The 17,786-nt window shown below is 60.0% G+C and carries 15 protein-coding genes and 1 pseudogene; 12 read left to right on the top strand and 4 right to left on the bottom strand.

The annotated features are described in order from the left end of the window. Positions 1 to 27 precede the first annotated feature (27 nt). Positions 28 to 507: a MarR family winged helix-turn-helix transcriptional regulator gene (locus BLR75_RS12780; protein ID WP_084309748.1), complete on the top strand. Its 480-nt coding sequence runs from the start codon at positions 28 to 30 to the stop codon at positions 505 to 507. Between the two features lie 106 nt (positions 508 to 613). On the opposite strand, the gene BLR75_RS12785 is transcribed toward BLR75_RS12780, so the two are convergent. Continuing rightward, positions 614 to 1,147 (bottom strand): REP-associated tyrosine transposase, encoded by a 534-nt coding sequence (locus BLR75_RS12785; RefSeq protein ID WP_084309747.1) that lies wholly within the window; start codon positions 1,145 to 1,147, stop codon positions 614 to 616. 433 nt (positions 1,148 to 1,580) lie between these two features. Here BLR75_RS12785 and BLR75_RS12790 point away from each other — a divergent pair, with 433 nt between their 5' ends. From BLR75_RS12790 to BLR75_RS12830, 9 genes are all read left to right on the top strand, one after another. Continuing rightward, positions 1,581 to 2,858 carry an OprD family porin gene (locus tag BLR75_RS12790; RefSeq protein WP_084309746.1) on the top strand — a complete coding sequence of 426 codons (1,278 nt, stop codon included), beginning with the start codon at positions 1,581 to 1,583 and terminating at the stop codon, positions 2,856 to 2,858. Positions 2,859 to 2,904: 46 nt separating this feature from the next. Continuing rightward, positions 2,905 to 3,609 carry a nitroreductase gene (locus BLR75_RS12795; protein WP_084309745.1) on the top strand — a complete coding sequence of 235 codons (705 nt, stop codon included), beginning with the start codon at positions 2,905 to 2,907 and terminating at the stop codon, positions 3,607 to 3,609. A 5-nt stretch (positions 3,610 to 3,614) separates the two neighbouring features. Beyond that, a complete protein-coding gene (locus tag BLR75_RS12800; protein ID WP_084309744.1) occupies positions 3,615 to 4,223 on the top strand; it encodes a TetR/AcrR family transcriptional regulator in 609 nt (202 codons plus the stop codon). 363 nt (positions 4,224 to 4,586) lie between these two features. Continuing rightward, positions 4,587 to 5,738, top strand: coding sequence for an amine dehydrogenase large subunit (locus BLR75_RS12805; RefSeq protein WP_084309743.1), 1,152 nt, complete (start codon positions 4,587 to 4,589; stop codon positions 5,736 to 5,738). 11 nt (positions 5,739 to 5,749) lie between these two features. After that, positions 5,750 to 6,289, top strand: a complete 540-nt coding sequence (locus BLR75_RS12810; protein ID WP_084309742.1) for a MauE/DoxX family redox-associated membrane protein — start codon at positions 5,750 to 5,752, stop codon at positions 6,287 to 6,289. 3 nt (positions 6,290 to 6,292) lie between these two features. Further along, positions 6,293 to 6,901, top strand: coding sequence for a methylamine dehydrogenase accessory protein MauD (mauD, locus tag BLR75_RS12815; RefSeq protein ID WP_084309741.1), 609 nt, complete (start codon positions 6,293 to 6,295; stop codon positions 6,899 to 6,901). 15 nt (positions 6,902 to 6,916) lie between these two features. Continuing rightward, complete coding sequence (locus BLR75_RS12820; protein WP_084309740.1) at positions 6,917 to 7,438, top strand: methylamine dehydrogenase light chain; 522 nt, start codon at positions 6,917 to 6,919, stop codon at positions 7,436 to 7,438. Positions 7,439 to 7,454: 16 nt separating this feature from the next. Further along, positions 7,455 to 7,979 (top strand): cytochrome c family protein, encoded by a 525-nt coding sequence (locus BLR75_RS12825; RefSeq protein WP_084309739.1) that lies wholly within the window; start codon positions 7,455 to 7,457, stop codon positions 7,977 to 7,979. 109 nt (positions 7,980 to 8,088) lie between these two features. Continuing rightward, positions 8,089 to 9,311 (top strand): IS3 family transposase gene (locus BLR75_RS12830; RefSeq protein ID WP_090416070.1). Its coding sequence is split into 2 segments (ribosomal slippage): positions 8,089 to 8,440 and positions 8,440 to 9,311, totalling 1,224 coding nucleotides; the frame shifts between segments, so codons are not numbered across the junction. A gap of 192 nt (positions 9,312 to 9,503) precedes the next feature. Here BLR75_RS12830 and BLR75_RS26530 read toward each other — a convergent pair. From BLR75_RS26530 to BLR75_RS12840, 3 genes are read right to left on the bottom strand one after another with little or no spacing between them, the layout of a single operon-like run. Continuing rightward, positions 9,504 to 9,896, bottom strand: a complete 393-nt coding sequence (locus BLR75_RS26530; protein WP_139207022.1) for a hypothetical protein — start codon at positions 9,894 to 9,896, stop codon at positions 9,504 to 9,506. 10 nt (positions 9,897 to 9,906) lie between these two features. After that, positions 9,907 to 10,833, bottom strand: coding sequence for an RHS repeat domain-containing protein (locus BLR75_RS12835; protein ID WP_084309738.1), 927 nt, complete (start codon positions 10,831 to 10,833; stop codon positions 9,907 to 9,909). A 19-nt stretch (positions 10,834 to 10,852) separates the two neighbouring features. After that, a complete protein-coding gene (locus BLR75_RS12840) occupies positions 10,853 to 14,506 on the bottom strand; it encodes an RHS repeat domain-containing protein (RefSeq protein WP_084309737.1) in 3,654 nt (1,217 codons plus the stop codon). 525 nt (positions 14,507 to 15,031) lie between these two features. Between BLR75_RS12840 and BLR75_RS12845 the strand changes: the two genes are divergently transcribed. Continuing rightward, positions 15,032 to 16,354, top strand: a complete 1,323-nt coding sequence (locus BLR75_RS12845; RefSeq protein WP_084309736.1) for an alginate export family protein — start codon at positions 15,032 to 15,034, stop codon at positions 16,352 to 16,354. 222 nt (positions 16,355 to 16,576) lie between these two features. Beyond that, positions 16,577 to 17,719: pseudogene (locus BLR75_RS27345) on the top strand (methyl-accepting chemotaxis protein); the annotation flags it as partial. Between the last annotated feature and the right edge of the window lie 67 nt (positions 17,720 to 17,786).

A 17,786-nucleotide genomic window follows, 5' to 3' on the forward strand; every position in this document is an offset into this window, starting at 1 on the left:
GGCCCGTCGGCTCGACAAGGAATCCCAATGAACAACGAAACCAGGGGAATCGCCAACCGGCTGTTCTTCCGGCTGTTCCAGACCGGCAACATCCTGCAGCGCCAGGTGCAGAACGAGATGGGCATCAGCACCGTGCAATGGGCCGTGCTCGGCGCCGTGTCCCGCGAGGGCTACGAACAGGGCGTGTCGTTCAACCAGCTCACCGAATACCTGGGCGTCAGCCGGCAGAGCCTGGACGGCGTGCTCAAGCGCATGGAGCGCGAAAACCACGTCGTGCGCATCCCCCATCCCGACGACGGCCGCGCCCGCCTGGTCCAGGTCACCCCCTCCGGCCGCGTCTACTGGGACAGCCTGCAGGACAGGATCACCGCCTTCTTCGAACAGGGCATGCAGGGCGTCAGCTTCGACGACGGCGCCAGCCTGCTGCACCTGCTGGCCAAGCTGCAGAAGTCGCTGAGCGAGATCTCGCTGGATGGGGAAGGTTCTGCCGAGCAGGACGATGCGTAGGCCAACCAACGGAGTCCAGAACCTGTAGGAGCCAGCTTGCTGGCGATTTCTATCGTTCCCACGCTCCTGCGTGGGAATGCATCCCGGGACGCTCCGCGTCCCCCTGCTACCAACCCCGAAAAACCTCGATCAACCCGTCCATCCCCGCATAATTCCTGGCACTCGAATACCTCCAGTGCTCCGGCTCACTCACATACCCGCGCTTGACCGGGTTGCGGTGGATGTAGTCGAGCTTCTCCCTCAACACCGCCTCGCTGAATACCAGCTCAGCATGCGTTCCTTCCTGCCAGAATTGGTGAACCCGGTCTGTCTTGTGAGCGCGCTTGGCGAACCGCAGCCGCTCCAGCAGGCGGGAAGCGTTCCTTGCCTGCAGCAGCTCGATCAGGCTCGTGGCGGTGAATGACTTGAAGCTGCTGACGCACTTCGCCAGATCAGGCGCCTGAGCGACGAAGTGCAGGTGGTTTTCCAGCACCACATAGCCGTACAGGAGCAGGCTCTGGTGCTCCTGCTGATGGCGCCAGCAATCGATCAGGATCTGTACGGCCTCAGGGCGGGTGAATACCGGCAGCCATTCGAGGACAGTGCAGGTGAGGAAGTGGGGTCTATCAGGTTGGGTGATGACGTAGCGGCTCCGACCCATTGCGTGCTCTCTCCGTGAGCTGTGAGGTAAGGACGCGGGAGCGTCCATGGATGCGTTCCCACGCGGGAGCGTGGGAACGATGGAGAGAGTACCCGGCTCGTTTCCTCGGGAATGGGAGCTGGGACGCAGGAGCGTCCACGGATGCGTTCCCACGCGGGAGCGTGGGAACGATTTCCGTCCTGTACTAACGTGCAAACAATGGAATGCACTTTACCTAACTCAAAACCATCCATTAGACATTGGTCGCGTTTACCTCCGTGCATTTGCACAATCACCCCGACGAACAACACCACCAATTTATGTAAACATATTGCCAATTAACACCTGTCAGCCCTAGGATCGACCCAAGGCCCGCCGGCATGTCCTGCATGCAATCCGGCGATGCGCCAAGCCGTTGTCCTACCGACCACAAGAACAATGACAGGTAAACGACATGCCGCTGTATCTCGCCTCACCGCGCAATACCCTGGGTCCGCTGCTCTTCGGCGGATGCCTGCTCGCCCCCGCCGCGCAGGCGGACTTCATCGATGACAGCCACATGGGCCTGGAACTGCGCAACTTCTACATGAACCGCGACTACCGTGATGCCGGCCTGCCGGATACGCCGCGCCATGACGGCGCCAGCGTGTCCAAGGCCGAGGAATGGGCGCAGGGCTTCATGCTGCGCTTCGAATCGGGCTACACCGAGGGCACCATCGGCGTCGGCGTGGATGCGCTGGGGCTGCTCGGGGTGAAGCTGGATTCCGGCGCCGGCACCAGCGGCACCGGGGCGCTGCGGCGCAATCCGCGGACGGGCGAGCCGGCCGACGAGTTTTCCTTCTTCGGCCCGACCCTCAAGCTGAAGGCCGCCGACAGCGTGCTGACCGTCGGCACCCACGCGCCGCTGCTGCCGGTCGCCTTCCGCAACGACACGCGCCTGTTGCCGCAGACCTTCGAGGGCGCGCAGATCGTGTCGAAGGACATCGACAAGCTGACCCTGACCGGCGGCCGCTTCACCGGCACGCGCCTGCGCGATTCGTCGGATTACGAGGACATGCGCATGTTCGCCGACGGCTCGCGCGGCGGCGTCGCCAGCGACCGCTTCGACTACGCCGGCGCCACCTACGCGCCGCTGTCGAACCTGACCGCCACCTACTTCTTCGCCGAACTGCAGGACAACTACCGCCAGCACTACGGCAACCTGATCCACAGCCTGCCGCTGGGCGGCGGCGTGGGGCTGAAGTCGGAGGTGCGCTACTTCGACAGCAGCGACGAGGGCCGCACCAACGTCGACAACCGCAACCTCGGCGCGATGTTCACCTTCTCGTACAGCGGCCACGCCCTCGGCTTCGCCTACCAGGACCAGAGCGGCGACACCGGACAGCCGTTCATCGCCGGCGGCACCGACCCTTGGACGCTGAACACCGTGACCTACCACCACTTCCTGCGGGCCAGGGAAGACTCCTGGCAGGTGCGCTACGACTACGACTTCGCCGCCGCCGGCATTCCCGGCCTGAGCCTGATGACCCGCTACGTGCAGGGGGACAATTTCGATATCGCCGGCCAGTCGGCGAAGGAATGGGAACGCGACACCGATCTCGCCTACGTCATCCAGAGCGGCCCGCTCAGCGGCGTGAGCCTGCGCTGGCGCAACCTGACCTATCGCGGCAGCCATACCACCGATCTGGACGAGAACCGGCTGATTGTCGGCTATACATTCAGGTTCTGGTAATTTCCCCGAGCGGCCATCGCCGCCCGCCCACCCAGGAGAACCGCCCATGCATGTCGACGCCGCCATCCGCTCCCGCAAGTCGGTCCGCCGTTTCCTGCCGCTGAGCATTCCCCGCTCGGCGGTCGAACACATCCTCGAACTGGCCGCGCGTGCTCCCAGCGGCAGCAATGTGCAGCCCTGGCACGTACATGTGCTGACCGGCGCGACCAAGCAGGCGCTGTGCGACGACATCATCCAGGCCGCGCAGGAGAAATCCGGACAGCACGAGGCCGAATACCGCTACTACCCGGACAACTGGTTCGATCCCTACCTGAGCCGCCGCCGCGCCATCGGCTTCGACCTCTACGAAACCCTCGGCATCGGCCGCGACGACCTGGAAGCCCGCGAGCGCCAGCACCTGCGCAACTTCCAGTTCTTCGACGCGCCGGTCGGCCTGCTGATCAGCCTCGACCGCCGGCTCAACATGGGCAGCTACATCGACCTCGGCATGTTCATCCAGAACGTCATGCTCGCCGCCCGCGGCCAGGGCCTGCACACCTGCGCCCAGGCGGCGTTCGCCTGGTACCACCAGATCGTGCGCCGCCACGTGCCGCTGAGCGACGACGACATCCTGGTCTGCGGCATCGCCCTGGGTTACGAGGACCGCAACGCGCCGGAGAATCACCTGGACAGCCCACGCGATCCGGTGGAATCCTTCAGTTCCTTCCTCGGCTTCGACGAACACGCCGGGAACAACGCAATCGCCTCGTGACCCGCATGCCTGACAAACCTCCGAAGAGCGGCGCCCTGACCGAACGGAACATCCGCCAGGCCGCCATCGCCCTGATCGCCCGCGACGGCTACGAGTCGATGAGCCTGCGCCAGCTCGCCGCCGAAGCGGGGGTCAATCCGGCGACGCTGTACCTCTACTACGAGGGCAAGAAGGAACTGCTGATGACCCTGGTGCTCGACTACCTGTGCGAGCTCCAGCAGGCCTGGCAGGAGTGCAAACCGAAGCGCGCCAGGCCGGACAACGTCCTGCGCGCCTTCGTCAGGTTCCACGTGCGCTACCACCTGGAACGCAAGGCCGAGGGCGTGCTCGGCAACATGGAACTGCGCAGCCTCGACGCCGACGAACGGGGAATCGTGCAGCAGGCGCGCCGCACCTACCTGCGCGAACTGCAGGACATCCTCGAAGCGGGCAACGCCAAGGGCCTGTTCCACTGCGACCACCCGAAGCTGCTCACGAGCATCCTGTTCAACATGCTCACCCACGTCGTCGCCTGGTACCGCAGCGACGGGGCGATGAGCATCGACGAGGTGGTCGAGCACTATTCGGAGCTGGTGCTGCGGATGGTCGGCTATACCCCGCCGTCTTCGCGGTGAGCTGGCCGGGCTCGCCCTACCAGCGGTAGCTACACCTGTAGGAGCGGGCCATGCCCGCGACATCGCAGCCGATCATGGGCATGGCCCCTACAAGCAAGCTCGCTCCTACAGGTCAACGCTGCGCCCGTAGGAGCGAGCTTGCTCGCGAACAAAATGCGCTGAGATACCAAGACAGTTGCTCCTACAGTCGACACCGGCATTCCTACCTCCCCCTGGGCACGCACCTGCAATCCCCTGGCACACCCAGACAACCGTTTGGCAGACAGAACAATTCCCCCACTCCCCGGCGCGGGCAGACTTGGCCTGCAGAACCCTGCCGATACCTCGCGCCCCAATTCCAATAAATCCAGGGAGTCCCACCTGATGCGAATAAACAGGATCCTCGCCAACACAACGCTGGCCCTGGGCGTGGCGCTGGCCAGCGTGCCCAGCGCCTTCGCCGACCTACCCGCCGACAAGGGTATCGGCCAGACCGTCCTCGCGTTCCCGCCCAGCCCGCACCGCGCCTACATGGTCGATGTGGAGTTCGAGAATTTCGTCACCGGCCGCGTGGTGGTGATCGATCCGGACCAGCGCAGGATGCTCGGCATGGTCAGCACCGGCTTCGCCGCGCCCTCGACCCTGAGCCGCGACCAGAAGCATCTCTACACCGCCGACCTGTTCTACTCCCGCGGCACCCGTGGCACCCGCACCGACGTGCTGACCGCCTGGGATACCTCGACCCTGTCGCCGTCCTGGGAAGTGCTGATCCCGACCAAGCGCGCCGAATCCCTGACCCAGCGCTACGGCCTGGCCACCAGCGCCGACGACCGCTTCGTCTATGTCTACAACTTCACCCCGTCGACCTCGGTCACCGTGGTCGATACCCGGAGCAAGAGCGTCGCCGGCGAGATCTCCATCCCCGGCTGCGTGCTGAACTACCCGGTGGGCAAGCGCGCGTTCGCCTCGCTGTGCGGCGACGGCGCCATCCAGGTGGTGCGCCTGGACGACAACGGCAAGGAAGTCTCCCGCAGCCAGAGCAAGTTCTTCGAGCCGAACCAGGTGAAGCTGGTCGAGCGTGCGGTGAACGTCGGCGATACCTATTACTTCGTCACCACCACCGGCACCATCCATCCGGTCGACCTGTCCGGCAGGGAGCCGAAGTTCCTGCCGACCTGGTCGCTGACCACCGCCGAGGAACAGAAAGCCGGCTGGGCGCCGGGCGGCTGGCAACTGCTGGCCGTGGCGCCGAAGCTGAACCGCATGTACGCGCTGATGCACGACGCCCACGAACCGATGAAGTGTGAAGACCCGAGCACGCTGGTGTGGGTCTACGACCTGAAGACCGGCGAGAAGATCGGCAGCATGGAATCCCAGGTGCCGATCTGGAGCCTGCAAGCCACCAGCGACGACAAGCCGCTGCTGCTCGGCGCCAACGTCGAAGGCGGTCTGGAAATCTTCGACCTGACCAGCGGCAAGCACACCGGCACCATGGAAAAGATGACCAAGACGCCGGTCCAGGTCCTCAGCCACTGAGAGGTGCGCGCATGTCCTTCGATCCGATCTTCGTCATAGCCAGCGCCATCCCGGTGGCGGTGATCCTGGCCAGCGCCGCGTCGCACAAGCTGCGCGCGCCGGCCCGCTTCGCCGACCAGTTGGAGGATTACCAGCTGCTGCCCCGGGCGCTGGTCAAGCCGGTCTCCCGCGGCCTGCCGCTGGTGGAGCTGGCGATCGCCTTCGCCCTGCTGGTGCCGGCCAGCCGGCCGCTCGCCGCGCTGCTCGCCGCTGCACTGCTGGCGCTGTACGCCGCCGCCATCGGCCTGAACCTGTGGCGCGGCCGTCGCGACATCGACTGCGGCTGCTCCGGCCCCGACCAGGCACAACCGCTGCGCCCGGTGCTGCTGGCGCGCAACGCCACGCTGGCCGGCCTGGCGCTGGTCGCCAGCCTGTCGCCGCAGGCCCGCGAACTCGGCCTGTTCGACGGCTTCGTGGTGATCGCCGCCAGCGCCACCGCCCTGCTCATCTACGCCGCCGCCGAAGGCCTGCTGGCCAACGGTCCCCGTCTGCTCAAACTCATTGGAAGGTGAACCATGGAAGCCCTGATCGTTTCCAACATCCTGCTCTGGGCGCTGCTGATCGCCCTCGCCTTTGCCGTCATGGGTCTGGTTCGCCAGATCGGCGTCCTGCACTCCCGCCTGGCCCCGGCCGGCGCGCTGATGGTCGACAAGGGCGTCGCCGTCAACGAGCCCGCGCCGCAGGTGACCGCCGCCGACCGCAACGGCCGCCCGGTGAACTTCGGCTACGCCGGCGAGAAGGCGCAGCTGCTGTTCTTCCTCTCGCCGACCTGCCCGATCTGCAAGTCGCTGCTGCCGGCGATCAAGTCGATTGCGAAGGACCAGGCCAACCGCCTGGAAGTCGTCTACGTCAGCGATGGCGACATGGACGCGCAGCAGGCGCTGATCCGCGAACACAAGCTGGAAGATGCGACCTACGTGGTCGGCCCGGAAGTCGGCATGACCTACCAGATCGGCAAGCTGCCCTACGCGGCGCTGATCGACCAGAACGGCATCCTACGCTCCAAGGGCCTGGTCAACTCGCGCGAACACCTGGACAGCCTGTTCGAGGCCGAGCACCTGGGCAGCGCCACGCTGCAGCAGTACCTGCACGGTCACTCGCACGCCCATCCGCACTCGCACTAACCAAGGGAGCCACCCATGAAATTCCTCGACAAGCTGTTCGAGCGCTCCACCCGCCACGTCGCCGACACCACCTCGCGGCGCAAGCTGCTCGGCCGCATCGGCTCCCTGATGGTGGCCGGCGCCGCCCTGCCGGTGCTGCTGCCGATCGACCGCACCAGCAAGGCCCTCGCCGCCGAAGCGCCGCAGGCCGGCGACCCGGGCGACCCGAACAGCTGCGACTACTGGCGCTACTGCTCCATCGACGGCTTCCTCTGCTCCTGCTGCGGCGGCAGCGTAACCTCCTGCCCACCGGGCACCGAGGCCTCGCAGGTCACCTGGATCGGCACCTGCCGCAACCCGGCGGACGGCAAGGACTACATCATTTCCTACAACGACTGCTGCGGTAAGCACAGCTGCGCCCAGTGCGCCTGCACCCGCAACGACAGCGAGGAACCGGCCTACCGTCCGTTCAACAACAACGACGTGAACTGGTGCCTGGCCGCCAAGTCGCACATCTACCACTGCACCGTGTCGATCATCCGCGGCGTCGCGGTCTGATCGGCTGGAGGCCGCCATGCGTACCCTGTTGATCGCCGGACTGCTCTGCGCCATGGCCGCCCCGCTGGCCCAAGCCCGCGCCATTCCGAACCCGGGGCAGAAACACGCCCCGGGCAACGAGGCGCCGCAGACGCCCATCGACCAGGCCGGCTACAGCACGCCGGTGAACTACCAGCTGCAATGCGCCGGCTGCCACCTGGGCGACGGCGAAGGCTCGGCCGCCAACGACACGCCGCGCATGAAGGACTTCGTCGGCAACTTCCTCAAGGTCGACGGCGGCCGCCAGTTCCTCGTGCGCGTGCCGGGCATGTCGCAGTCGGCGCTGAACGACGCGCAGCTGGCCGACCTGATCAACTGGATCATGCGCGAGGACGGCATGGCCGGCAAAAGCATGCCGGCGAACTACCAGCCGTACACCGAGCAGGAAGTCGCGGCGATCCGCGAGGACGCCATGCTCAACCTGCCGGCGACCCGCGCCGGGCTGATATCGCAGATGCGCGCCAAAGGCATCGCCATCGACGACGGTATCAGCCAGCCCTGACTCCTTTCCTTTGGTCTCTTGCAGCCCGCCTTTTGGCGGGCTTTTTTATTCGAGTTGTCCCATCCTGAATAAGGTTTACACCTTCACCCTTATTTTCAGGAGAGCCCGGATGGCAGAAGGTGTGCGGCGCAGTCAGCGTGATTACACGCTGGCCTTTAAACTGTCGGTAGTCGACCAAGTCGAAAAAGGCGAAATGAGTTACAAGGAAGCACAGGCCCGCTACGGCATCCAGGGTCGTTCGACGGTGCTGGTATGGCTGCGCAAGCACGGCCGTCAAGATTGGAGCCAAGGTGCTTCCATTCGCTCAACCCGGAGCCCCTCGATGTCCGAACCGCCCTTGCCGCTGACGCCCGAGCAGCGCATCAAAGAACTGGAGCAACAGCTTGAGGTGATGAGCCAGAAGGCCCAGTTCTTCGAGGCTGTGGTCGATGTGCTGAAGAATGACTACGGCGTTTCCATCATAAAAAAGCGTCCCGGCAAGTCCTCACGCAAAGGCAAGTCCAAGGGCTGAGCGTTAGCAGGGCTTGCCAGTTCATGGGCGTGAGTCGTCAGGCCTATTACCAGCGCAACCGTGCTGCGGATCGACGCAGCCAGCAGGATAGGCAGGTTACGCAGTTCGTGCGGCACGTGCGGATGCGCCAGCCACGGCTGGGCGCGCGGAAGCTGCATTTCCTCCTGCAAAACCAGGCAGATCCGAAGTTGCGGGTCGGGCGGGATTGCTTATTTCGTGTTCTGGGTGAACACCGCCTGCTGGTCGCACCCAAGCGGGCGTACCACAAGACCCCCCATAGCTTTCATCGTTTCTATCGTCACCCCAACCTGCTCAAGCCAGGACCGCAGCAGGTGCTGCCCAGCGCGCCGGAGCGTGTATGGGTAGCCGACATCACTTACCTGCCCAGCCAGAGCGGTCCGCTGTACCTGAGCCTGGTCACCGACGCCTATTCACGCAAAATTGTGGGTCATCACGTCCACGAAGGGCTGCACGCCGAATCGGTCGCCCGGGCGTTCAGTCTGGCGCTGCGGCAACGCAAAGCACGCCATGCCTTGGTACATCACTCGGATCGCGGCATCCAGTATTGCTCTGCGCATTACCAGCGCCTGCATGCGCAGCACAGCATTACCTGCTCGATGACCGATGGCTACGACTGCTACCAGAATGCCCTGGCCGAACGGGTCAACGGCATCCTGAAGAACGAGCTACTGAGCCAGCGCCCGCAGGACTTGGTGCAGGCACGTCGAATGGTGCGCGAGGCCGTGGATATCTATAACCGGGAACGCCCTCATCAAGCCCTGCAATACAAAACGCCCGATGCGGTGCATCGGGCGTTTTGAGGTCTGGAGCTTACCCTGAGAGGTGTAAACCTATTTCAGGACTAGACAAGTGTCAACGGCTTACGTAATTTAACTAAATGCGGAATCAATCCCAAATATCTATCAAGCTGGAACGCATATTGCCGCGAGACTGGCCCTCGCTTTTCTTCGACAATGAAAATCCAAAAGGCGACAAGCCATTCACCACCCCAATCAATTGACACCAATGCAATCGTCATCCGTTATCTTATAAATCCCATAAGCCCCATTAACAGAATAAAAAAAGCCATCCTCCCCCTTACGCAAGAACATTAGATAGCTTTTATCAACCGCACAACAATCCGGCTCCAGCTCGTAGACCCCCTCTCGATATACCACTTTAATATCCCCGCTAAATCCAGCATCTTTTAGATCGACTACAACTCGAATCAACGCATAATCAATTTCAACACCTGAAGCCTCAACTTTGGACAAAGCAAGTACCCGCCCTACCAAAGCCGCATCTGACCGTCGAACCTTTTCCACCAAACTATACTCTGCAACCTGATTAGCTTGAGCGTGAACCCCAACAATCCAAAATACACACACAAGAACAACTCTTTTCATATGCACGCTCTCACCTTCCTACTTTCTCAAAGTGTAGCGGCTCAGCCATTCGATGCCCTCCACCTACAACTTGCGCCCTAACTTTATTTTCATTCTCGACAGCATTACCTGTATCACCACCGATTATTCTCGGGACGGCATGACCAACCAACTCATGAACAAGTATATCTGCGGGATCATCTCGAAGAGAAAAACCATTCTCATCCTTAAGGGAAGGGTTTGCATTTCCTGAAATGAACACAACATTGCTTCCATCTTTAAACCCTGAGTAGGTTAATCCTCCACCCGCCTGCTCATCCACATCATATTTGATACCATTGGGGGCAAAATAATACGACCCAACCCCCAGAGAAATTCTCTTATCACTAGCTATAGCCTGAATCAGCCTAGATGAATAGTAATTTGACCCAGACCCACCAGAACCCTCCACAACCCTCAACTTATTATTCACATCAAACCGAAAGACAACGCTAGCCCTTGAATTAATCAACCCAGCCAAATAGAGATTATTTCTTGCATCAAGAGATATTACCTCTCTCCCATCAGGATCGACATTTCTATAAGAATTATCGTATGCATATGCAAATCTGTTAAAAGTTAACGGCTCAATAATATTAACCCCCTTCGGGTCAACTGATAGAAATCTCCCGAGTACTGGATCATAGTATCTAGATCCCGCATAGATCAAACCACTAGTCTGATTCTGAACATGCCCGGTAAATCCGATAGATCCGTATCCACGATATTCAGGGGTTTCTTGCCGCTCACCGTACGGACGATAGTGTTCGCGCCAGAGAATATTTCCCCATTCATCCGTGGCAGCTACAGGTGAGCCAAGCAGATCATTGTGGTAATAGGTAACGAATACTTCTGCGGAATGGGCCAGACTGCTGAACGACAACAGACTGAGACCAATCAGTTTCATCCATTTGTGCATGATCACTCTCCCTGTTCAATCAGAATCCGGTGCCTGTGCGCCCACCTATTGGGTATCGACGCTCTTTGCAGTTGGAAATCCCATTGCCATTACTGTCGACGAACTCGCACTGCATACGAGAGGCAATGCGTTCACCGGTCAGATAGATGTGCTCGACAAAACCGCCATCTGCTGGGAAGTCTTCCCGTAGCAAGCGACCATCCTGACCATAGAGGGAAAACTCCTGAACGCCGTTGGGAAACGCCGTTACGCTGCGATAGCCTCGCGGATCGTAGGTGTAACTTTCGGTAGGTTGGGAACAGTCCCACTGCGGATTGATGCAGAACTGCAGCATCTGACTGGCATTGTTGTAGGTGTAGCGCGAGCGCCCCTGGGTAACGTTGCCTCTATTGTTATAGGCAAGAGAGAAGTTGAGTGACCCACTGATTGCAGCCAATCGCCCCTGGTTGTCATAACTGTATTGGAGTTGGCGCCCCCCAATATTGTGGCTGGTGAGGTCACCTCGACTGTTGTAGGCAAAAGTGGCATTGCCCCAGACTCCATTAGCGCCGATCAATCGATCAAGCCCGTCGTAACTCATCGACTGGCTATATCTGCCATCCACCTCATCGGTAAGCTGAATCAAATTGCCGCTGGCATCGTATCCATAGGCCTGCGCCATGGGAACGAAGAGTTGTGGAAGCCCGCCAATCCGCCGGTCAGTAGGATGCAGGCGTTTCGAATCCTGACCGATGGTCAGGATACGTCCATTGGCAAGAGTTAATGAGTGCAGTGCTCCATTGGCATAGAAGTCAACCCCGGAAGCAAAATCACCCACCTGCTGCGGGCGACCGTAGACGTCGGGGTTGTAGAACACCTGCATCCCGCTGGGATAAGTAATAGTGTGGAGTTGATCGAGTGAGTTGTACCCGTAGCCAATGGTGAAACTGCGCTGAGAACCGGGCAGCGTCAGGGTCTCCTGAGTAATCTGGTCGTGCGCGTTGTAGCCAAAGTCCCAGGTTGGCCCCTGATAGGAGGTCTGCCGCAGCAATCTTCCACCGAGGTCGTAGGCATAGGTAAAGGTTTGCCCACCTGCGAAGTTCCTGGATATCTGCCGATTCATCGTATCGTAGGTGAAGCTGTCCATTGCTGCCGCACCAATCTTCTGACTGGTCCGATTGCCAACAGCGTCATAGCCATAGTTTGTCGTCAGGGTTTCAGGATTGTACTCACTAGCCAGGAATCCACGATTGTCATAGGTATAGGTTCTGGTTAGGCCGCCCTGTTCTAGAGTTGTAACTCTTCCCAAATTATCGCGACCAATCGTGGTAGTGATTCCTCCCGGCTGCTCAATTTTCTTCAGCAGGCGCTCATCTGGGTCACCATACGAGGCATAACTACGCTTCGTAGTGCTTCCATTCTCATCTATCAGCGTCTCGAGATTATTTGCCCCATACGAAGTACGCATAGAGTTATTGTCAGCATGACGCACCAGGGTACGCCGCCCCAATGGGTCATATTCGAATCTTTCTGCGTTGGCATTAGCTGCGTTGTAACTGGGCAAGGACAAAAACACCTTCTGACCATCTGCTTGGTAGATGGCGCTGGTCACGATAGACTTCGGCCCGCCCTGTTCTTCCTGATTTATCAATTGACCTAGCGAGTTATATTTACGCACTCGGGTATATCCAACTCGTTTGGCCGTCTCCGTAACCCCGCTCTGGCTAAAGCTATAGGTGATGTCATACCGAGTATAACCACTCTTCGGCAACTGAATTGCCGTAACGCGGTTCATCTTGTCATAGCCGTAGCTGGTAACGCGACCCAGCGGGTCAGTAATAGAGGCGAGAGTGCCTGTACCGTTCACGCCACGAGTTATAACTCCACCATCAGGAAGTTCAGTACGCCGAGGTATTCCGCGATAGTAGTTGTAATGACGGATAGTATGATTATTTGCATCGGTTTCGCTGGCAATGTCTCCACTTGATGTAAAGCTGAAATTCGTGATTACGCCATACACGTCCCTTTTCGACAATCGCCCAGTGCTAGTATATGAATTCTTGATTTGACCAGAAATCCCGGCAACGGATTTAGTATCGACCTTCCCTAGCATCCACAGACCACCAGGACGAGTGTAGGTATAACTGGTCGTCCGATTTTGCTGACCCGTCTCATCAACCTTTTTAGGCTGCCCATATTCGTCATAGGCGTAATTATTTGTGTAGGTAGCATTATCCTGAGTGATCAGGCGTTTAGTCAGAACCGCCACTCGTGTTTGGTTTTCGACCAACAGGTTGTAGCGACGCATCTCTTTCTGCGAGGAAATAACCTGCTTATCCCAAGTGTAAGTCTCAATGCGTAGCGGAGTGCCACAGGATCCCGAACTACGCGCCGCTATGGACTTGCGAACCAGACTGCCTACTTTCCACAGCCCCTGATCCACGCCAGAAGCGCCATTGGCGATGGTGTTAGTCCCGACATGCTCATAGGTTATGCACTGCAACGGCCCTTTCTCGATGGCTTTATCATTATTGGGAGAATATCCTTTGACATACTGATAGTCCCAAACAAGATTGGATGGCTGCACACCAGACAAACCCTCGAACTGCCTGCGCCTGATAACATTCAGATTTTCTTCTGCCTGAACGCCCATCTGCAGAAAGTCATACTCGTAACTTGTCTTTAGACCATTGGGACTAGTCATGGAAGTCATGGAGAAACGACCGGGAACTATCCCAGTCAAGGTACTGTAGTTATTGTATGCATATGACCACCTGGTATTATCCGGGTAAATCACTGTAGATAAATAATGGGGAATCGCACCAGCGGTCCAATTTGCAGAAACGTAGCCATAGTTGATCACACTATTATTGGCAGTGATGCTTTTCAACCTTACGGCCGGACCGGATTCATCATCATAGGCGAAGGTCACCGTACGGCTGTCCGAAGAGGTTATGCTTTTCAACAAATGGTATCTGGTGGTCGGGGCGTTATAGCTGAAATCCAGGTAGTTACCATCAGCGTCTTCAATTCGAGTAACAAAGTAGCTGAGATTTTGTTTATCCGGAGACACATTTCCCTTCAGGTTGAATATGTATTTTCGTCCATCCGGTGAATACACCAAAAGTCCACCCTGGTTATTGGTGTTCAAGCTTGTTGGCAGGCAGCGACCTATCCATCTTGATTTCGTAATGAATGCATAATCACTCCCATCGCCATTCACAAGCACGTGCTTTGAGCCATCAGGCAATTCCAGTATAGGATTGTTCTGCGATGAGACATCATTGATCCGGCAGCCGCTATTATTATTGACCTGATTTAGATAACTGTATTTACTTGAAACCCAGACACGTCCGAAATGCAGATCCCAACCAGTACCGAACGGCGTTCTTTCTGAATATCCATTGCTATAGGGCCCCTTGGTGTTGGTCACGCTCTGGTAATTGCGCAATAGCTCGATATCAAGGCCGCCATTTCCGGGGATCACCATATCCCTGACCAATATTTTCAATGCCCCTGTAAACGGATCAATACTGTCTACCTGATCAGTCCCAGCAAAGCTTCGATTGGAACTGTAACCAGGATCTTGATATGAACCCACCGCTGCACTATTGAAATCGTCAGCAGCGAATAGTCCGGATGATCCGAACGAAGAAACCGCCAGCAGTGCAAGAACTAGACGATTGTCAGTCATGAGGCCCCTCCCTTAATTTTCCGTATCGCACAGGTAAATCCTGCGATAGCGCGATCAGGGACGAGCCTAAAAAATAGTTCCGTAAGAAAAGACCAACAATAGAGTGGGATCTTTCTATTACTCGACTTAAAAGATCGCGCAGTATCAAGCGACGCCCACTACAAATTCGGAACTTGAATAACGCGAACCGAATATTTGGCAAAGTACGGTTCTTCAGAAGTTCCTGCGGAACGGTATTGCGTCGGGCGAATAACGCCCCAGCGTTATCCGCCGAGACCCACGTACGCATTCCGCTAGGCGGATGAAGGGTTCCGCTTCATTCGCCCTACGGGACACCCCGTGTTCCTCGACGCAGGAGCGTCGAAGGCGGCGTTCCCACGCAGGAGCGTGGGAACGAAGTAGTTCCCCTCATCCCCGCATCTGGCACGCACACGCAACGGCTTGGCAACCACGCACAAGTACCGGCGAAAACCCGCGCCTTAGTATCGAACGCACGAAACAGCTAACAAGAACGGATGCCTCACCATGAGCAAGTCGCCCCTGCTTCGCCTCTCCACCCTAGCTTTGCTGATCGGCGCCAGCCACGCCGGAGCCTATGAGCTCCATGCCGACGACGACACCCACCTGAACGCCAATCTGGAAGCGGTGTTCGGCATCTTCCACAGCCAGGAGAACTACGTTCCGAGCGGCACCCTGGGCGAGGGTTCGTCGTCCTGGCGCGAGGGCTATATCAAGTACGGCCTGAGCTTCGACCAGGGCCTCGGCGGCGCGGGTACCGCCTACGGCGCCTTCGGTTTGCTCAGCTCCGGCACCTGGGGAGATGGCGACGCCGCCGGCTTCAGCGACGGCTCCGAGCGCACCACCAAGATCGAGGATGCCTCCCTCGGCTGGCGTTCCGGCAACCTGTTCTCCGCACTGGGCGAAGACGGTGTGGACGTCTCCTTCGGCCGGCAGAACATCATGGTCGGCGACGGTTTCCTGATCAACGGCGACGCGCTGAACCTCGGCAATGGCATCGCCGATGGCGAGTTCAACCGTGGCGGCGGCTACTACCTGGCGGCGCGGAAGAACTTCGACGAAACCGCCGTGCTGCGCATCGGCGGCAAGGAAGGCTGGCGCAGCGACCTGATGTGGCTGAAGTCGGACAACCGCGCCCAGGCCAGGTCCGAGCTCTACGTCGGCACCCTGGAACACGTCGCCGAGGCCGCCACCGTCGGCCTGACCTACATCGACGTCACCGATGTCGACAAGGAATTCGCCTCGCCGATCCAGCTCGACCGCAAGGACATGAAGACCTACAGCCTGCGGGCGACCGGCAATGCCGGCGTGGAGAACCTGTTCCTCTCCGGCGAATACGCCCGCCAGGACAAGCGCGACGTCGACGACGAGAACGCCTGGTACCTGGAAGCCGGCTGGACCTTCAAGGACACGGCCTGGACGCCGAGCGTGAGCTACCGCTACAGCCGCTTCTCCGAAGCCTTCGACCCGCTGTTCTACGGCTTCAGCCGCGGCTACGGCACCTGGTTCCAGGGCGAGGTGGCGGGCAACTACGCCGGTCCGTTCAACAGCAACAGCGCCATCCAGCAACTCGCCTTCAAGGTCTCCCCGCTGGAGAACCTCAGCTTCGGCGCCCTGCTGTTCGACTTCAACACCCTCGACAAGGACCTCGGCAACACCGACGGCCGCGAGCTCGACCTGTACGCCGAGTGGGGCGCCACGCCGAACCTGATGGTCATGCCGCTGATCGGCCTCTACCAGCCGGACAGGAGCGCCGAACAGGGCGGCACCCAGCTCGGCAACGACGACACCAACCTGTACAGCCAGCTGGTCTTCGCCTTCATGTTCTGACCACGGTTGCGCATCCCTCCACGGGGCGGTCGCCGAAAGGCGCCGCCCCGTTCCCGTTTCTGCTTCAGGTGACTTCCCATGCCCGCCCCTACCCTGAATATCCAGAACAAGATCGTCCTGCTCGCCAGCCTGTGCCTGATCCTGGTGGTCAGCCTGCTGGTCGGCCTGTCGCTGTACCAGAACCAACGCAGCACGGAGCGCGTCAAGGACGCCAGCCGGCAGATGCTGGCCGACGCGGCCGAAACCAACCTGCAGGCCCAGAGCAAGGTCCAGGCGCTGCAACTGCAACGCCTGTTCCTGCGCACCTACGACTACGGCCAGGGAGTGAGCCACCAGTTGCTGAGCCTGCGCGCCCAGGCTGCTCGCGGCGAAATCGATGCGCGAACGCTGCGCCAGCGCCTCACCGACGAATTGCGCGATGCCATCGCCGCGAAGGCCGATCTGCTCGGCCTCTACCTGATCTTCGAACCACATGCGCTGGATGGCGCCGACCAGCAGTTCCGCGACCAGTCCGCCCTCGGCAGCAACGAGACCGGCCGCTTCACCCTCTACTGGGTGCGTGACGAAAGCGGCACGCCGACGCCGGTGATCGGTGACGAGAAGACTCTTTCCGACACATCCCCCGGCCCCAGCGGCAAGCCGTACAACGCCTTCTATACCTGCCCGCGCGACAGCCGCCAGGCGTGCGTGCTCGATCCCTATGTCGACGACGCTTCCGGCACGCGCCGGCTGGTCACCAGCATCGCCTTCCCGCTGCTGGAGGACGGCCGCGTCATCGCCGTGGTCGGCCTCGACATCAGCCTCGACAGCCTGCAGCAGAACGGACGCGCCAGCGCCGCCGGCCTCTACGACGGCAACGGCCGGATCAGCATCCTCAGTCCGGCTGGAGTGATCGCCGGCAACAGCCAGGACGCCGCCAGCGTCGGCAAGCACCTGCATGACGTGCTGCCCGCCAACGCCAATGCCCTGCTCGCCGCGCAACAGCGCAACCAGCCGTTCACCTTCAGCGATACCGAGCAGATCCAGGTGCTCGAACCGCTGCAGCCGATCGCCGGCGCCGCACCCTGGGGCGTGCTGCTCAGCGTGCCGCAGGCGACCCTGATGGCGCCCGCCGTCACCTTGCAGCGTTCGATGGATGACGAGCGCACCCGTGGCTCGATGATCGAGTTCGGTGTCGGCCTGGCGCTCAGCCTGCTCGGCATCGCCCTGGTCTGGCTCACCGCACGCGGCGTCACCCGCCCGCTGCTGCGCCTGGCCGGGATGGTCGAGGAAATCGCCGACGGCGACGGTGATCTCACCCGCCGCCTCGACTACGAGCGTCGCGACGAACTCGGCCGGGTGGCGCAGGGTTTCAACCGCTTCCTCGACAGGCTGCAACCGCTGATCGGCCAGCTGCAGGGCGCCGTCAGCGACACCCGCGCTACCGCCGACC

The organism is Pseudomonas jinjuensis (genome assembly GCF_900103845.1).
Classification (GTDB): domain Bacteria; phylum Pseudomonadota; class Gammaproteobacteria; order Pseudomonadales; family Pseudomonadaceae; genus Pseudomonas; species Pseudomonas jinjuensis.